At 27.1% G+C, this 18,314-nt stretch carries 18 protein-coding genes; 3 read left to right on the forward strand and 15 right to left on the reverse strand.

Annotated elements, in window-relative coordinates:
* Positions 1-3: 3 nt before the first annotated feature.
* From ACBT_RS07060 to metX, 5 genes are all read right to left on the reverse strand, one after another.
* Complete coding sequence (locus tag ACBT_RS07060) at positions 4-447, reverse strand: Sua5 YciO YrdC YwlC family protein (protein ID WP_024775090.1); 444 nt, start codon at positions 445-447, stop codon at positions 4-6.
* Entirely contained in the window at positions 447-3,689 is a 3,243-nt protein-coding gene (carB, locus tag ACBT_RS07065; protein ID WP_024775091.1) for a carbamoyl-phosphate synthase large subunit, read from the reverse strand. The genes ACBT_RS07060 and carB overlap by 1 nt, the downstream gene beginning before the upstream one ends.
* A gap of 183 nt (positions 3,690-3,872) precedes the next feature.
* Positions 3,873-4,550, reverse strand: a complete 678-nt coding sequence (locus ACBT_RS07070; RefSeq protein WP_024775092.1) for a HesA/MoeB/ThiF family protein — start codon at positions 4,548-4,550, stop codon at positions 3,873-3,875.
* A gap of 80 nt (positions 4,551-4,630) precedes the next feature.
* Entirely contained in the window at positions 4,631-4,831 is a 201-nt protein-coding gene (gene xseB, locus ACBT_RS07075; protein WP_024775093.1) for an exodeoxyribonuclease VII small subunit, read from the reverse strand.
* Position 4,832: 1 nt separating this feature from the next.
* The gene (gene metX / locus ACBT_RS07080) at positions 4,833-5,936 is read right to left on the reverse strand and encodes a homoserine O-acetyltransferase MetX (RefSeq protein WP_024775094.1); all 1,104 of its coding nucleotides are present in this window, start codon (positions 5,934-5,936) and stop codon (positions 4,833-4,835) included.
* A gap of 165 nt (positions 5,937-6,101) precedes the next feature.
* Between metX and ACBT_RS07085 the strand changes: the two genes are divergently transcribed.
* Positions 6,102-6,368: a hypothetical protein gene (locus tag ACBT_RS07085; protein ID WP_024775095.1), complete on the forward strand. Its 267-nt coding sequence runs from the start codon at positions 6,102-6,104 to the stop codon at positions 6,366-6,368.
* A 2-nt stretch (positions 6,369-6,370) separates the two neighbouring features.
* Positions 6,371-7,468 carry a YeeE/YedE family protein gene (locus ACBT_RS07090; RefSeq protein WP_024775096.1) on the forward strand — a complete coding sequence of 366 codons (1,098 nt, stop codon included), beginning with the start codon at positions 6,371-6,373 and terminating at the stop codon, positions 7,466-7,468.
* A gap of 29 nt (positions 7,469-7,497) precedes the next feature.
* Here ACBT_RS07090 and ftsZ read toward each other — a convergent pair whose 3' ends face one another.
* From ftsZ to ACBT_RS07135, 9 genes are all read right to left on the reverse strand, one after another.
* Positions 7,498-8,640, reverse strand: coding sequence for a cell division protein FtsZ (gene ftsZ, locus ACBT_RS07095; protein ID WP_119183990.1), 1,143 nt, complete (start codon positions 8,638-8,640; stop codon positions 7,498-7,500).
* On the reverse strand, positions 8,640-10,019 hold the full coding sequence (ftsA, locus tag ACBT_RS07100; protein WP_024775098.1) for a cell division protein FtsA: 1,380 nt from the start codon (positions 10,017-10,019) through the stop codon (positions 8,640-8,642). The genes ftsZ and ftsA overlap by 1 nt, the downstream gene beginning before the upstream one ends.
* A 2-nt stretch (positions 10,020-10,021) precedes the next feature.
* Complete coding sequence (locus ACBT_RS07105) at positions 10,022-11,485, reverse strand: peptidylprolyl isomerase (RefSeq protein ID WP_024775099.1); 1,464 nt, start codon at positions 11,483-11,485, stop codon at positions 10,022-10,024.
* 62 nt (positions 11,486-11,547) lie between these two features.
* The gene (locus ACBT_RS07110; protein ID WP_228130294.1) at positions 11,548-13,887 is read right to left on the reverse strand and encodes an AAA family ATPase; all 2,340 of its coding nucleotides are present in this window, start codon (positions 13,885-13,887) and stop codon (positions 11,548-11,550) included.
* Complete coding sequence (locus ACBT_RS07115; protein WP_024775101.1) at positions 13,874-14,239, reverse strand: hypothetical protein; 366 nt, start codon at positions 14,237-14,239, stop codon at positions 13,874-13,876. Before ACBT_RS07115 ends, ACBT_RS07110 begins: the two co-directional genes overlap by 14 nt.
* On the reverse strand, positions 14,229-14,585 hold the full coding sequence (gene arsC, locus ACBT_RS07120) for an arsenate reductase (glutaredoxin) (protein WP_024775102.1): 357 nt from the start codon (positions 14,583-14,585) through the stop codon (positions 14,229-14,231). Before arsC ends, ACBT_RS07115 begins: the two co-directional genes overlap by 11 nt.
* Positions 14,586-14,656: 71 nt before the next feature.
* Positions 14,657-15,340: a pseudouridine synthase gene (locus tag ACBT_RS07125; RefSeq protein WP_228130295.1), complete on the reverse strand. Its 684-nt coding sequence runs from the start codon at positions 15,338-15,340 to the stop codon at positions 14,657-14,659.
* Positions 15,341-15,473: 133 nt separating this feature from the next.
* Positions 15,474-15,767: a plasmid mobilization protein gene (locus ACBT_RS07130; protein ID WP_024775104.1), complete on the reverse strand. Its 294-nt coding sequence runs from the start codon at positions 15,765-15,767 to the stop codon at positions 15,474-15,476.
* Positions 15,768-15,834: 67 nt separating this feature from the next.
* Entirely contained in the window at positions 15,835-16,497 is a 663-nt protein-coding gene (locus ACBT_RS07135) for an AAA family ATPase (RefSeq protein WP_024775105.1), read from the reverse strand.
* Positions 16,498-16,667: 170 nt separating this feature from the next.
* On the opposite strand from ACBT_RS07135, the gene aat reads away from it, so the two are divergent.
* On the forward strand, positions 16,668-17,336 hold the full coding sequence (gene aat / locus ACBT_RS07140; RefSeq protein WP_024775106.1) for a leucyl/phenylalanyl-tRNA--protein transferase: 669 nt from the start codon (positions 16,668-16,670) through the stop codon (positions 17,334-17,336).
* Here aat and rlmF read toward each other — a convergent pair.
* The gene (gene rlmF, locus ACBT_RS07145) at positions 17,333-18,274 is read right to left on the reverse strand and encodes a 23S rRNA (adenine(1618)-N(6))-methyltransferase RlmF (RefSeq protein WP_034218538.1); all 942 of its coding nucleotides are present in this window, start codon (positions 18,272-18,274) and stop codon (positions 17,333-17,335) included. The genes aat and rlmF overlap by 4 nt on opposite strands.
* Positions 18,275-18,314 lie beyond the last annotated feature (40 nt).

Genomic DNA, 18,314 nt, shown 5'->3' on the forward strand with positions numbered 1-18,314 from the left:
AGTCTACCTTATTCTTGTTAAACTATTTTTACCAATTTTATAAATTCTTGAAGATGTTGTTTCAAAAAAACCCAGATTATTTATCACTTCCACATCTGAATTATTTATAGCATATTCATATTGAAAATTTTCTTTTGTTTTATTAGCAGATGTTGAAGAAAGAATCTTGAATTTTTTTATAAAATCAAAGAAATGTGATTCTTTAGATATCACTCTAAATGATGATAAATTTGGATAAATGAATGTAGATTTTTTACTATTTCTAACTAATTTATTATATTTTTTAGGAATTCTTGTAAATTCTTTTAAAGTATTAAAACTATCTACTGTTTTAAGATTTTTTTGATTTTTATCTCTTTGTTTGGTAGCTGAAAGTTTCTCATCATTAATTGATGAGAAACCAACAGTGGTATCAGTTTGTACCAGGTACACCAAATTAGGATTCATTAGTAATTTAAATATTCTTGAATCGATTTAGGAGTTGAAACATCAGAAGTTTTTAACTCTTTAATTGCATCTGCAGCAGCAAAAGCAGCAGCAACAGTTGTAAAATAAGGCACACTCATTCTTAAAACTGCTCTTCTAATTTCTTTACCATCATCTTTAGAACTTTCTTGCTCACCACTTGTATTTATAGCCATTGCTATATCACCATTTGTTAAAAGATCAGTAATATTTGGTCTCCCTTCACTTACTTTTAACACTTTCTCACAAGCAATACCAGCTTCAGTAATAATTTTCTCTGTTCCACCAGTCGCAGCAATAGTAAATCCACTTTCAACTAAACTTTTTGCAATAGTTGCAGCAAAAGGTTTATCTAAATCACATAAAGATATAAATACTTTTCCTGATTTAGGAAGTGAGTTTTTAGCTGCACTTTGAGATTTTGCAAATGCCATAGCAAAGTTTGAAGCAATACCCATAACTTCACCTGTACTTTTCATCTCTGGACTTAAAAGTAAATCTGCTCCTACAAGTTTATTAAATGGGAAAACAGATTCTTTAACAGCTACGTGATCTTTTAATCTTGGTTTTAAGACACCGTTATCTTCATATACGATATTTCTATCATATACTTTAAGAGCATCTCTTAAACTTTCTCCCCACATAACTCTAGTTGCAACTTTTGCTAAAGGCATACCTGTCGCTTTAGATACAAAAGGAACTGTTCTAGATGCTCTTGGATTTACTTCAATTAAGTAAATTTGCCCTTTATGAATAGCATATTGAACATTCATTAACCCAACTACACCTAATCCTAAAGCCATCTCTTTTGTTTTTGTTTCTAACTCTTTAATTAAATTATCTTCTATACTAATTGGAGGTAATGAACAAGCTGAGTCACCTGAATGAATACCTGCTTCTTCGATATGTTGCATGATTCCACCAATATAAGCCTCTTTACCATCACAAATACAATCAACATCAAGCTCAATTGCTCTATCTAAGAATTTGTCAATTAAAACAGGAGCATCATTTGAAACAGAAACTGCTTCATCCATATATTGTTTTAACTCTTCAGTAGAATAAACTATTTTCATTCCTCTTCCACCAAGAACAAATGAAGGTCTAACTAATACTGGATATCCAATTTTTTCAGCTATTTTTATAGCTTCATCTAATTTAACTGCTGTTCCATTTTCTGGTTGTAAAAGACCGATTTTTTCAACAAAAGCAGAGAATTTTTTTCTATCTTCAGCAAGATCAATTACATCAGCAGTTGTTCCAATAATTTTCGCTCCAGCTTTTGTTAAGACTTGCGCTAATTTTAAAGGAGTTTGTCCACCAAAATGAACAATAACACCATCTGGTTGCTCTTTTTCAATTACACTTCTAACATGTTCAAAATCAATTGGTTCAAAATATAAAACATCTGATGTATCATAATCTGTACTTACAGTTTCTGGATTACAGTTATACATAATTGTTTTTACACCCATTTCAGCTAATGCAAAACTTGCATGTACACAACAATAATCAAATTCGATTCCTTGACCAATTCTATTTGGTCCACCACCAATGATCATAACTTTTTTCTCATTTGATTTAGGAGTTTCTACTTTTGGTAATTTTGAAATATTAGTAGTTGAATATAAATATTGATTTAAAGCTTTAAATTCTCCAGCACAAGTATCAACTTCATTATATTCAAAATCTATATCTAAAGCTTTTCTCGCATTATATACATCTTCTTCAGTTTTTCCTATAATATTTGCAATAAATTTATCACTAAATCCATTTGCTTTTACTTTTCTAAGAAGTTCTTCATCTTTTAAAATAGCTGGAGTCATTGCTAACTCTAGTTCGTATAATTCTCTAAATTTTGCTAAGAACCATGGATCAATTTTTGATAATTCAAAAATATCATCATTTGTAAGACCTTGTCTCATACCATCCATTAAGTATTGAAGTCTCTTATCATTTGGTCTTCTTATCTCTTTTTTAATTAAGTCTAAATCTGTTGTAATGCTATCAAATCCACAAATTCCTGTTTCTAGTGAACAATAAGCTTTTTGGATAGTCTCATTAAAGTTTCTTCCTATAGACATAACTTCACCAACACTTTTCATAGAAGTTGTTAGAGTTGAATTTGCTTTTGGGAATTTTTCAAATGTAAATCTAGGAACTTTAGCAACTATATAGTCAACCGCAGGCTCAAAACTTGCAAGTGTTCCAGTCATATCATTTGTAATCTCATCAAGTGTGAATCCAACTGCAAGAAGTGTTGATACTTTTGCTATTGGGTAACCTGTAGCTTTAGATGCAAGTGCAGAACTTCTACTAACTCTTGGATTCATCTCAATAACAATCATTCTTCCAGTTTTTGGACACATTGCAAACTGAACATTTGATCCACCACTATTTACTCCAACTTCTCTTAAAATTGCAAAAGAAGCTTCTCTCATTACTGCATATTCTTTATCTGTTAAAGTAAGTGCAGGTGCAATTGTAATACTATCTCCTGTATGAACTCCCATAGGGTCTAAGTTTTCAATAGAACATACTACTATACAATTATCATTAGTATCTCGTATAATTTCCATCTCATATTCTTTCCAACCTAAAACTGATTCTAATATCTCAATTTCGTTTATTGGAGAAGCGTCAAGCCCCGCTTGTGCTAAAGCTTTAAATTCTTCCATATTATAAGCAACTCCACTTCCTGCACCTGCAAGAGTAAATGAAGCTCTACTAATTACTGGAAAACCAATCTCTTTAGCAACTCTTATAGCTTCTTCAAGACTATATGCATTTTCACTTCTAGGTAAATCTAATCCTATTCTCTTCATACATTCAGTAAAAAGATGTCTATCTTCACCTCTTTTAATAGCTTCTGGATGAACTCCTAAAAATTTAATTCCTTCTAAAAGACCTTTTGAATACATAGAAGTTGCAACATTTAACGCTGTTTGTCCACCCATAGTTGGAAGGATTGCATCAATATTCTCTTTTTTAATGATATTAAGAACAACCTCTTCTGTAATTGGCTCAATATAAGTCTTATCAGCAAACTCTGGATCTGTCATGATAGTTGCAGGATTTGAGTTTACTAATATAACTCTATATCCTAGCTCTTTTAAAGTTTTTGTTGCTTGTGTACCTGAATAATCAAACTCACACGCTTGCCCTATAACAATTGGTCCTGAACCAATTAACAAAATGTTTTTTATATCTTCTCTTTTTGGCATAACTTTCCTTTCGCTGATTTAAAAATTTGGCAAGCTTATCTAAAAAGTACTTAAGTTTTTGTTAGATTAGTAATTAAAATGTGATAATTTGATATAAGTTTGTAAAAAAAGAATTAAAAAGGACAAAATTCAGCTTCTTTTAATAAAAAAAAGCTGAATAATAATTAAAAAATTATTATATATCTATTTTGGTAAATTAAATTTTTTAATTCCTAAATTTCCATTTTTATCAAAATATAAATAATGCAATATATCTTTTTGAACTTCCAGTCCTGCTAAAAATCTAATCGCAATATTTGCTTGAAGAGATCCTATATTCATAACAATTGGACAAGCAATACCATTTGGTTTTCTATTTGTTATTTGAAAAACAGCTTCATAACTTGATTTTTCAAATAAACAAACTTGTCCATGAAACTCTTCAACACTTCCATAAAGCCAAATTTGATTATTTTTTTGACACCATGAATTTATTGCAGCTCTTGTAGGAAGATTATCTGTTGCATCGATTACTAAATCAAATTTTAAATCTCTTTTAGAAAATTCATCAAAACTCTCAACATAAGCAGTTGCTTTTGTAAAAGGACATCTACTTTCAATCAATTCTTTTAAAACAATTGATTTATGTTTTCCCTCATCAGAGACTTTAAAAGCTATTTGTCTATGAATATTACTAACACTTACCGTATCAAAGTCAACTAGCGTAAATTCTCCAATACCACTAGCTCCTAGTGCAAATCCCAAGCTACTTCCTAATCCACCACTTCCAATAATTGCAACTTTTTTATTTTGAAGAGATTTTTGAGTATCTTCTCCCCAAAGATTTATTTGTCTATTAAAATATTCATTAAAATTTATCATATTGATACCTTTATTAGTAAAAATTATTATTTTTATTTGTTTAGTTAATAATAGCTTATTTTATAGAAAAATAAGAGTATTTAGCTCTTATTTTGTGTAGTAAAAACTAATTTTGCTTCTTCTAGTAATTTTTGAGCAACTTCTAGTTCTTTTAGACCTTCATTATATAATTTTAGAGAATCACTTAAAGTAATATCATTTTTTGTAAGCTTTTCTAAAATTTCTTTTGCTTTTACTATTTTTTCTTCAAAATTTAAAGTTTCTTCATTATTTTTTTCCATTTTAATCCTTTAATACATTTTTTACATGCTCTTCAAATTTTTCAACTTCAACTAAAAAAGAGTCATGCCCACTAGAACTATCTACAAGTTTGAATGTAACTTGTTCCTTTTTACCAATTTTTATCATGATATCTTTAATCTGTTCCATCTCTTCAGGGAAAAACAACATATCGTCTTTAAAAGCAATTAAATGAAGTTTTCCTTCAATTTTCGTAAAAGATTCTTCTAGGCTATCTTTATTTCTTCCTGCATCAAAAATATTAATTGTTTTACATATATATAAATATGATAATGGATCAAAAAATTTTGGAAAACTATAAGAATTATGTTCTAAATATTTTTCTATTTCAAATCTACCAAATAGCTCATAAAGCCCATCTGTTTCAACATAATCTCTTGAAAATTTTCTATTAAATAAATCTGGACTTAAATAAGCAATCAATCCAGCCATTCTACCAATAGCTAATCCTACAAGACCATTTGCTCTTAAATCTTCTTTATCATACTCACCATTTTTAAATGCTTTATCATGTCTAATTGCTTCTATTCCTATCTTATTTAAAGCTATTACCCAAGGTCTTGTATATGCTGTACATGCCATTGCAATGTAGTGTTTTGCAAAAGTTGGATGTTCTATTGCATAACACAAAGTTTGCATTCCTCCCATACTTCCACCAATTACTGCAACTGCATTATTTATTCCTAGTTTTTTATAAAGTTTCATTTGTGCATTAACTATATCTGAGATTGTTAAAACAGGAAATTTCAATCTATACTCTTTTTTTGTTGATGGATTAATACTTAAAGGAGATGTCGAACCATAAGAACTTCCTATGTTATTTGAACAAATAACAAAATATTTATTTGTATCAATAGTTTTTCCATCTCCTATAAATTTATCCCACCAACCTGCTTTTGCTTCTTTTTCATATCTTCCTGCAGCATGATGACTACCTGATAAAGCATGACAAATAATAATTACATTTGATTTATCTTCATTTAGTGTTCCATAAGTCTCGTAAACTATTTCAAACTCTTCAAGTAATCTTCCACTCTCAAGATATAACGGTTCATTAAATTTCTCTATTTTTGTCTCTATTTTCAAAATATTTTCCGGTTTACACAAATTTTCAATAATAAAGTCTATCTAAACTAAAATAAAAAAGCCTTTTAGTGACATAAATGTTTAAAAATAATCATTTTAAAGAATTATATTAATAATTAAAAGTAATTTTTAATATAATGTTTAAAATTTATAAAAGGATATGTTTTGAGTAAAATAAAAGAACTAGAAGTACTTTTAAAAACAGATGTTTTAATAGAAGTAGAAGAAGAGATAGTTGCAATAGAAAAACTTTTAGAAAAAAATAGTAGTAATAAAAATTTGAAAATAGAACTAGAATATATGCAAGATGTTAAAAAGTTTTATAATGAAGCACTAAATCAAATAGATAAAGGTCTATTAACTGAGGAAGAGGCTAATAATATTCTTTTAGATCTTGAAGATATGAGAGAAGATGATGAGGATGAAATATAGATATGTTTGAATTAGAAACTTATAGTTTAGTAAATATTTTAGGTTTAGCCTTAGGTATAATTTTTGGATTTATTGCTCAAAAAAACCAGTTTTGTTTTAGTGGAAGTATAAAAGATTTTTTACAAATAAAATCTACAAAAAGAGCAGCAAGTGTAATTATGGCAATGATTGTTGCAGTAATTTCTACACAAATTATTTCAAATTATTTTGAAATTGATTTAACACAAAGTGCTTATTTCAAAAAAGATATTAACTATTTTGCAATTATAGTTGGTGGAGCTTTATTTGGTGCAGGGATGATGATTGCTGATGGTTGTAGTAGTAGAAGCATAGTAAAATTTGCCCAAGGTGATTCAAATGCTTTAATTACATTAATTTTTATAGCAATTTTTGCATATGCTACAACAAAAGGAGTATTATTTGAGATTATAAATCCATTTATAAATAATCCTACATTAATAGAAATATCTAAAACTATAGATAATTTTCAACTAAACATTTATGTAGTATTGGCTGTATTATTTGTACTTTTATATACATTTACAAAAAAAGTAAAAAGAGTATTTAGCTTATATGATGGAGTAATAGTAGGTCTATTAATAGGTGCTGCTTGGTTTGTTACTGGTTACATTGGTTCTGAAAGTATGGAAAAAGAGATACAAGTTCAAGCTATAAGCTTTGTATATCCTAGTGCAAAAACACTTGAACTTTTTACATATTATCAAGTAAATGAGTTTAGTTTTGGTGTTTGTTTGGTTATTGGTGCACTTGTTGGAACTTTTGTTTCGACTTTATTTAATAAAAAATATAGTTTTGGTTGTACAGCAAACAAAAATATTAATAAAGTAAAATATAATATGATTGGTGGAGCAATGATGGGTGTTGGTGGAATTATGGCTATAGGATGTACTGTTGGACAAGGGCTAAGCGGCTTTTCTACTTTGGTATTTAGTTCATTTTTAGCAATAATATCTATTTTTGTATCTGGTTATTTTACTGGTAAATACTTACTTAAAAAAGATAAACTAGCTATGTGTTTCATTTTTGAATGGGAAGATGAAAACAAGAAAAAATCTAAACAGATAGATTTCCAAATATAAGAAGAGTTGTAAAACTCTTCTTATAAAGATTATTTTAAAGCGTATTGAATTTTATAGTCTCTCATAAGAGGTGGAGTGTCTAAATAGTTTTCACTATCAATTGGAACAGATTTTTGTTCAGTCTCATCAGTATTTTCAACTTGATCTCTATCTTCATTTTTTGAATCAAATCCAGTTGCTATAATAGTAACTTTAATTTCATCATTTTCTAAAGTTTTATCAGTTGTCGTTCCAAAAATAATATCAGCATTTTGATCTAATTTATCATGAATTGTACTCATAACACTTGATATTGCAAAAAGTGTTATATTTGGACTCATACTAAAATGTATTAAAATCCCTTTTGCTCCTTCTAATGGAACCTTATCTAAAAGTGGAGAGTTTATTGCATTATCAAGTGCATCTTGAACTGAATTTTCCCCTTTTCCTTTTCCAATACCCATTAGAGCAATACCTTTATGCTTCATAATTGTTTTAACATCAGCAAAGTCAGTATTAATATCAGAATGTCCTGGATTTAAGATAACTTCACTCATTCCAATTACTGCTTGATATAGAACATTATCAACTATTTTAAATGAATTTTTGAAAGTTAATCCAACATCAACAATTTCATTTAACTTTTCATTTGGAATTACTATTAAAGAGTCACTAACTTTTTTTAATTCTTCTAATCCTAAATTAGCTAAACCCGCTCTTTTTTTACCTTCCCAAGCAAATGGTTTAGTAACTACAGAAACTGTAAGTGCACCAACATCTTTTGCTGCTTTTGCAATAATTGCAGCAGCACCTGTTCCAGTTCCTCCACCAAGTCCAGAAGCTACAAAAACTATCTCTGTTCCTTCTAAAACAGATTTAATCTCTTCATAACTCTCTATTGCAGCATCTCTTCCAACTTCAGGATTCATACCTGCTCCAAAACCTTTTGTAAGTTTTGGTCCTAGTTCAATTTTTTTAGGTGCTTTTGAAGAATGAAGTGATTGAAGATCTGTATTTGCGACAATTAAATCAATTTTATGAGAACCTTCTTCTATCATGTGGTTTACCATATTACAACCACCTCCACCAACTCCAATAACTGCAATTTTTGGTTGGTTATTTGATAAAACTCTTGTTGGCATCTGTTCTGTTACTTTTATTTCAGCTGTTCCAAATAAGTTGCTATTTTCCATTAAAACCACTCCGTTACTTTTTTAAATAATTTTCCAATTCCCTCTTTTTTCTTCTCTTTTACAAGATGAGTTAAATCCATTCCACCACTCTCTTTTATTTGATAAGAGTCTGTTTTTTGCTCCATAACTTTGTTAGCCATATTTTGCATATTAATAATATCCATAGCTCTTTCTTTTTGAATAGGTCTAACTAATTTCTTACTTGAATCTAATTGATAACTTCTATTTTTTCCTAAAGAATATTCTAAAAGTCCAACTATTGTAGACATATATGCTTCGTCAAAATTTACATCAAAACTATTTATTATTGGTTTTGGAGCAGAAACACTAATAGGAATTCCTTCAAAAACTTTTCTAGCTAAATCTTTTATTCCATCAAGATACGTCATTCCTCCAGTTAGTACTATTCCTGAACCTGTACTATCTAAAAGTGCATTCTTTTTTAACTTCTTTTTAACTAACACTAAAACTTCTTCAACTCTAGCGTGAATTATTGTTTGAATAGAATCTAACCCTATTTCTGATGTACTGTTTTCATCACCAATTCTAGGAGTTTTAACTTTTCTATCTTCTAATTCATTATTTTCAGAATAATTTTTTATTAAAGAGCCATACTCTAATTTTATATTTTCAGCTGCACTTGGTGGTGTATGAAGCATAATAGATAAATCTGTCGTAATATGATTTGAACCAACAGGAATAAATCCATTATAAACTATAGAATTCCCTTTAAAATATACAAACTCAGTTGCTGTTGAACCTAAATTTACTACTACTGCTCCAAATTTCTTTTGTTGTTCATCTAAAACCGCTAATGCTGAAGCATAAGAATCCAAAACAAATTTTACATTATCAATACCAGAAGTTTTTAAAGCTGATTTTATATTTGTTAAAGCTGTTCTTTTTGACATTACAATATTTACTGAAACTTCTAATCTTGTTCCATTCATATTTAATGGATTATCAACCTCTACACTATCATCTACTTTAAAAAACATAGGAATTACATGAACAACTTCATAATCTGGAACTATTGTTGCATTATAAAGTGCCATTTGCATAACTTGATTAATTTCTGTTTCAGAGATAAGACCATTTGGAACATTTACAGAACCTGTACTTCTATGACTTTTTGAATAAGCTCCTGAAACAGAAACTACAGTCGTATCTACTTGTTCATTTGTTGATTTTTTTGCCATATCAACAGCATCTTTTATAGATTTAGAGGCATCTTCAATATTTATTATTAAACCTTTATTTATACCATTACTAACTTGAATTCCTGTACCTAAGATACTTATATTATTTTCATTATCATGTTTTGCAATAACAGTAGTAATAGCAGAAGAGCCTAAATCAATCGCTAAAATATTATTCAATGTCACTCCTTTGTTTGTATTGATGTTTTAATTGGATAAATTGTTTCTAATTTTTTTAATAAATTGTTTATTAAATCACCTTCTTGAACTTGAATCACAGCATTCTTAACTAATTCATCTTTAGACTTGTCATAAGTAGCCATTTTAGAATTATTTATTCTATATAAAACTGCTTTATCATCAAGTCTTATAACACCTTCTTTTTTAGTTGATGAAAATAATTGATTTAAGAAAGTTGCAGCTTCTTGCTGACCAAGATTAGGTATTTTAGAGATAGATTCTCTAGTAACATCATTAATATTGTCCCCCACAAATCCACTTAACATACTATTTGCTGTTTCATCTAATTTTTTTGATTTTAATTCTCTTTGGAAATCTAAAGTAACTTTATCTTTTGCTTCTTCAAAACTAAGAGGAGCCGAAGGTTTTTTATTTACTAATTTAACTATATAGTAATTTTTATTTTCAAAAAATGGTTTAACAACTTCACCATTTTTAACTTCATCTATTTTCTCAATATTTTCAGCTACAAAAGGAAGTTTAGATTGTGCAAAACTCTCAGATTTGTCAAATTTTTCTTCATCTTTTTTAAGTTTTAAGAATAAGCTCAAAGCTTCTTTTTTTGTGAATTTTTCATCTAAATCTGCAATTACTTGTTCTTTTGCTTCTTCAAAAGTTTTTATTCTTCCATCTTCAAATTTATAATCTGATTTAAATTTATCGTATTGTGTTTTAATTTCCTCTTCACTTGGGTTTGAGGAAATTAAAGGAATAGTTTTGATTTCTAAATCATAAACTATCTCACTCATATACTTACTTTTGTTAGCTTCATGATAAGATTTTATCTCTTCGTCTTTCACATCTACTTTCATATCGTTTAAAGATAAAATTTTAATTGTAATATCATCTTGAATAAATAATAATTTACTAATATTTTCAATTTCATTTTGAGTAGGATTTAAAGTAAATAACTCTTGAGTTTTTTGAAGTAGAATAGAATTTTTTAAACTATCTTCAAAATCTTTTGGTGTTAATTTATTTTGATTTAAAACGTTAACATATAAATCTTTATCAAATTTTCCATTTTTTTGGAAAACTTCATATTTTAAAAGTTCTCTTGCTACTTCTTCATCTGTTACAGTAAATCCAACAGAATCACCATAAGCCATAACAAGATTTTTTTCTAAAACTTTTTTAAATGCAATATCTTCTAATCTTAATTGTTGAGCTAACTCTTTAGAAAACATAGGACCAAACATTCTTGAATATTCACCATAAAGATTTGAGTACTCTTGTTGATACTCTTCAACAGTCACTTCTTTATTACCAACTGTTGCTACAACTCCACCTTTAGATCCATAATCATAAGACCCCCAACCTACAAATCCAGCTCCAACAAATGCTATTGTACTAATCCAAATAGTAATAACGAGCCATTTTTTATGCCTTTGCATCCAAGTTATCATAAAATCAAATCCTCTTTAAATTTTTTAGAGGATATGTTACAAAAATATTGCTTTTATGTTATTTAAATAGAAATATCTATAATATTGTTTGGATGTGCAATTTTAAAATTTTCATCATTTTTACTCAATAAATCGTTGATTATTGATTCTCTAATTGTAACCTCAATTTTTTTGCAAGCGCTTTTAAAAGCTTCTTCTTCTCCTACAATAAAACACATTCTTTTTGCTCTTGTAATTGCTGTATACAATAACTTTGTATTATGCATTATGTAGTGAGAAAATGTCATAGGAATAAGTGCATTTTCGTACTCCATTCCTTGAGTTTTATGAATTGTTAAACAATATGCTAAATTTAAAAGAGTATGAATATTATCAAAATCATAAAAAACTACCATATCATCATTTGGATATAGTACTACACATTTTTGTTCATCAAAATCAAATTTTATTATCAATCCTAATTGACCATTATAAACTCTTCTTTCCATAAAATCACTAGAATTTGATTTATACATACTCATAGTTTGAGCTTTCATATTTTCATTTTTTATATGAATAACTTTATCTGTTAACTTATACTCAAAATCTTTTATTTTAAGACTTTTTGATTTTGTATGATTAAAAAGTCTTTGAAGTTCAACATTTAAATTTTCAACACCTAAAACTCCTCCTTTCATAGGAGTAATTACTTGAAACAAAGTTAATGCTTTTCCAATATTTTTATCTTTTATAAAATCATAATAGTTTTGAATATAATCACTTGCTATATTTAAAATATTATTTAAAATATATTCACTATTTTCACCTCTAATATTTGAAAACTCATTTTGACTTAGTGAATTTTTCATAGAATAATAGTTTGAAATTGAAACATCTACAAATTTAAAATCTTCATAGTCTTCTTTGTAATTTGGAAGTTCACCTTTTCTAATATCATTTGCAATAGTTGCAATAGCTTGATTTTCATTTTGTCTATAAATTTTTGTAAGTTTACATATTGGAGCAAGCTCAAACTTTATACTATCAGCTAAAATATTCCCTGCCCCAATAGCAGGTAATTGTCCATCATCTCCAACTATAATAAAAATTGTATCATCACTGATTTTTGAAATAATTTGATAAAAAGTTACTGAATTTACCATTGAAGCTTCATCTAAAAGTATTGCTTTATATGGAAAAAATTCTTTTTCTTTATGCTTTACAAGTAAACTTTGAATAGTACTTGATGAATAACCTGTTGTATCACTTATTCTTTGACTAGCAATTCCTGATAAAGCAATAGTTATAATATCATCATAGCTCATAATCTCTTCAAGAAGCTCTAAAATAGCCCTACTTGATGTTGATTTTCCTGTTCCTGCATAACCTATTAAGAATAGTGTTTTTTCTCCAGAATTTATAAGTTCTACAGCTTTCTTTTGTTCGTCACTTAAAGAAAAACCTAAACTTTGTTGTTTTTTATTTAAATATTCTTCAAAATTTTCAATAATTTTTCTATTTTTATCATCTGCTCTTCTATTAAAAAAATCTAAAATTCTTTTCTCAGCAAAATATAACATAGATAAAGCAACTCTATTTTGGCTTGTTTGATAAATTTCTTCCTTCGCTAACATATTTGTTAAAATATTTTCATATAACATCTCTTCGTTTGAGAATCTCAAGCTTTCATCTAATAGCTTGTAAAGATGAAATTTATCTATTGAAGAGTTACCGTTGTTATCACAAAATTCTCTTAAAGTATAATTTATACATGCTCTTATTCTAAATTCTGATTTGGGATCTATTCCTAAAGCTTTTGCTATTTCATCTGCTCTTTTAAATCCTATCCCTTTTATATTTATCAAAATATATGGATTTTGTTTTATTTTTTCTATTAGATTATCAACTTCACCGAAAGTTGAATATATTTTTGTGATTAAGTTTGATGTTACGCCAAATTTTCCCAAAAAAGCTCCAAGTTCTCTTAAATGTTTAAAAGAGTGCCAAGAAGATAAAATAGTTTTTAATTTCTTTTCTTTAATTCCTTTAAAATTTAAAAGTTCATTTGGATTATTTTCTAAGATTTCTATTAAACCTTCTTCACCATATTTTTCTAAAATCTCATTTGCAACTTTTTTTGTAAAACCTTTAACAATTTTAGTAAGAAAAAAGAATAGTTCATGCTCTTTTATTTGCAAAGTATCAAATTCAAATTGAACCCCATATTTGTTATGAGTTGTCCAATTTCCACTTAGAATTATCTCTTCACCAACTATTTTCTCAATATCAGCATCGAAATATACTCCACAAATCTTTTGATTATTTTCTAAAACTGCAATAATGTATTTTGTTTCATCGTTTTTATAAAGAACTTTTTTCAAAGCACCTGTTAGATTGAATTTTTTCTCACTAGTTTCCATCATAAAATCTATCTTTTTTGTGCTTGTCTTTTTTGTAAGTATTTTTATTTTTTTCTTTTTGAAGTAAATTTGCATCTTTTAACAAAGTTGCTCTTTCATCTACAAAATCATCACTTGGATTCTTTATAAAAGTAATTGTTTTATCAATAAAACTATTTAATCCAGTATAATAATCTGAATACAAGTCTACTTTTTGAGTTTTACACATATCTTCATAATTTTTAGTTGTTCTTTTTATAAATAACTCTTTATTAAAATCTTCTAACTTTAACAAAGAAATTGTTCTAGTCAAAAATTTCTCAACAACTCTTATATATCTAATTCTTAACTGTTTCTCATTTATATTAAAACTCATTTATTATATCTTCTATCTTTTTTGGTGGTCTTGCTATATAAGCTTTTTCATTGCTTATTAAAATTGGTCTTTGAATTAATATTGGATTTTCTACCATAAAATTTAAAAGAATATTTTCATCTTCTACATTTTTAATATTTAAATCTATATATAGTTTTTCACTATCTCTAATAAGTTCTTTTACACTTATATTTAGCTTTTTTAAAACCTCTTTTATTTCATCTTTAGAAGGAGGATTTTCTAAATAATTTCTCACATCAAACTCTATACCGTTATCTTCCAAAAAACACTTTGCACTATTTGATTTTGAACAAGAGTTATTGTGCCAGATTATTATCTTCTTCACTTTCTTCCTTTATATTTTTTATTATAACTAAAAGTTTAAAATTCATCTAAAAATATTACAAATTGCAATATTTATATTTTATCATTTTCTAAAATTTTAAATTCACCATCTTTTAAATCATCAACTCTAAATCCAGCAAATTCTAACCTATGAAGTTTTATAACTTTATTTCCTGTATATGCAAACATTCTTTTTACTTGATGGTATTTTCCTTCTACAATTTCAAGATGAACTAAATTAGAATTAATCTGTTTTAGAAAAGCTGGTTTTAAAGGTTTGTCTTCACCATTTAAAATAACTTCTCCACTAAAAAAAAGCTCTTTTTCATCACCTTTTAATGGATTTTGTAAAGTTACTTCATAAATTTTTTTAACATCTTTTTTCGGGCTTGTTAATTTATGATTTAATTCTCCATCATCTGTAAGTAAAATAGCACCTGTTGTATCAATATCAAGTCTTCCTATAGTTGAAATTTTTGGATTCCTATTTTGATATCTTAAAGGTAAAAGAGAATATATAAGCTTTCCTGCATCATTATGAGAACAAATATATCCACTTGGCTTATTTAAAATAATAACTAATTTTTCAGCATCTAAAGGTTCACTATTTATCAAAACATCACAATGATTTACTTTTGTACTTGGATTAAAAACTCTTTCATTTTTTACTAAAACTGTATTTAATCTTAAAAAAAGTCTTGCTTCACTTCTACTACAATATCCCAAACTCGATAAAAATGCATCTAATCTTTTCATAAATATTCTAATCCTTTTTAAAAGTTTGGATATTAACATATTTAAAATAGCAAAGTGCTAAGAAATGAGTATCAGTTACTCCTAATATATTAAATTTGTATAAAAATTTCAAAAGCATAAATACTATTTTTATTTAGTTTATACCGAACACTTTAAGCATTACATATTTTGAAACACTTAGTGATGATTGTTTTGCTCTTTTAGTAATTTCATCTTTTTGTTCTTTTGTAAGGTAAACTATAATTTGTTCATGTTTTAATTCATCATCATTTAGTTTTGGTCTACCTTTAGGGTTTAGAACTTTTTTTGTTTGCCCTCTTCCTGAATTTACAAATTCATCTAATTCATTTACATTATTTTGAGTATTTTGATCTTCTACAAATGCAAATGATTTTTGTTTATTTTTATTAAAAATAGATTCTTTCATTATATAACCTTTATTAATTGTTATTTATTATTATTTTAATATTAATCTAATAGTATATTAATGGTTATTAGTTATTAACATACTCAACTAATTCATCAAAGAAGTTATTAAAGTCTTGGTAAGCTTTAGACTTTTCATCAAGGAATTCTAAGATACCTAAGCCATTTGAAAAAGAGTTTTTATATGCTTCTCTTTCAAATATTACACTTTCACAAAGTTTTATATCTTCAAGGTCTTTATCTTTAATATATTGTTTTAAATCTTCTATTTTTTTAGTTAAGAAAGGATTTGGGCTAGCTTTAGAAATAGTTATAAGTGCTTTAGCATTTGGGTTAAATACTTTAGCTTGATTAAAAAGGTTTATCATTTTATTTAAAACAGCAATATCTAAATCACTAGGTAATGTAGGAATAATAATTAGATCACTAATAGCTAATGCTTGTCTCATCTCTTCACTATCTCTTCCACCTGTATCAATTACGATTGAAGAGTATTTATTTTGCAAGCTTTTTACTTCTTTTCCTAAACTACTTCCAAATTTAGAAACAGTATTAAAAATAAGATCAATATTTTCATTAGCTCTAATATTAGTAAATACTTCAATACTTCTTTGAGGATCTGCATCAATTAGCAAAGTATCTTCTTTTAAAAGTCCGAGTTTTACTGCAATATTTAAGGCTATTGTAGTTTTACCACTACCACCTTTTTCATTACAAACTGAAATTATCATTATTAATTCCTTAAGTTATTTATATAGATAATTATATATAAAATAATATTAATTTACTATTAGATTAATATTATATTAAAAATATAATAATTATAAAAAGTTATTATGAATTATTTAAATTAGGAATTTGTTATAACTTTATTTAACATATTTTTAACTAAAATTCTAAAATGAAATTATTAGATAAAAAAGAAAAAATTTGGCTTTTAGATGAGGAAGATTTTTCATTTCCTTCTTTAAAGCAAATGAATAACGATTTGGTTGCTATTGGCGGTGATTTTCATCCTCAAAGATTAATTAATGCTTATGAAAATGGACTTTTCCCTTGGTTTATAGATGATTATGGTTACATAAATTGGTATAGTCCAAATAAACGAATGGTTTTGAAGCCTGAAAATATGAGAGTATCAAAAAGTCTTAGAAAATCTATTACAAACAAAGGCTTTGTTGTAAAATCAAACACAAATTTTCTTGAAATTATAAAAAACTGTTCAAGTATAAAAAGAAAACATGAAGATAATACATGGATAAGTGATGAATTTATTTATGCATATACACAACTACATGATTTAGAAATTGCAAATAGTATAGAAGTTTATTTAGATAATGAGCTTGTTGGAGGACTTTATGGGCTTGTAATTGGCAATATATTTTGTGGGGAGAGTATGTTTGCAAAAGTAACAGATGCTTCAAAAGTTGCTTTTTATCATTTGTGTCAATGGGCAAAAGAAAATGAAATCGAGCTTATTGATTGTCAAGTATACAATGACCATTTAGCAAGTTTAGGAGCAACTGAAATAAGTAGAGTTGAGTATTTTAAGATATTGGGTATAAATTAACTTACCCAATTCTTAGCCCAAGTTTTTTGCTCATCCTTTGATAAAAAGGTCCAAGCTACTATTCTACTTATTTTTTGACCATGTGCCATTTCTATTGTTTTAACTTCAACTGCTTTTATATCTTTTAATGATTTATAAATAAAAGGTAGATTCTCTTTTTTTGATACAAGAGTTGTAAACCATAAACAGTTTTTTGGAAACTTCAAACTCTCTTTTATCATATTCTTAATAAATGCTATTTCTCCACCTTCACACCAAAGTTCATTATTTTTTCCACCAAAATTTAAAGCACTTTTTGTATTTTTTTGTTTTGTAAGATTTTGAACTTTTCTTTTATTTCCAGCTAATGCTTCGTCTAATGATTTATGAAATGGTGGATTACATAAAGTAAAATCATATTTTTCATCTTTATTTATAATATTTACAAAAATATTTGAAGAATTTTCTTGCTGTTTTACTATAATATTTTCTTTTAAAATTTCATTTGAATTTATGATATTTTGAACTGATTGAATAGAAACTTTTTCTATATCACTTCCTAAAAACTTCCAACCATAAACACTAACTCCAATGATAGGATAAATACAATTTGCTCCAATTCCAACATCTAAACCTTTAATAGTTTTTCCTCTAGGAACTTTTTCGTCATTACAAGAAGCTAATAAATCAGCAATATGATGAATATAATCAGCTCGTCCAGGAATTGGAGGACATAAATATCCCTTTGGAATTTCCCAATTTTTAATTCCATAAAAATGCGATAACAAAGCTTTATTTAGTGCAATAACAGCATTAGAATTTGCAAAATCTATTGATAAATCACCATATTTATTTGGTTTCACAAACTCTTTCAGGTCATTTTGAGATTTTATTAAAGTAGAAAAATCATACCTATCGTTATGAAAATTTCTTGGATGTAATGTTTTTGTAGTTGACATATCTCTTCTTTTTGTAATTTTATCCTATTGATAATGAAAA

This window comes from Aliarcobacter cibarius (assembly GCF_013372265.1).
Taxonomy (GTDB): Bacteria; Campylobacterota; Campylobacteria; order Campylobacterales; family Arcobacteraceae; genus Aliarcobacter; species Aliarcobacter cibarius.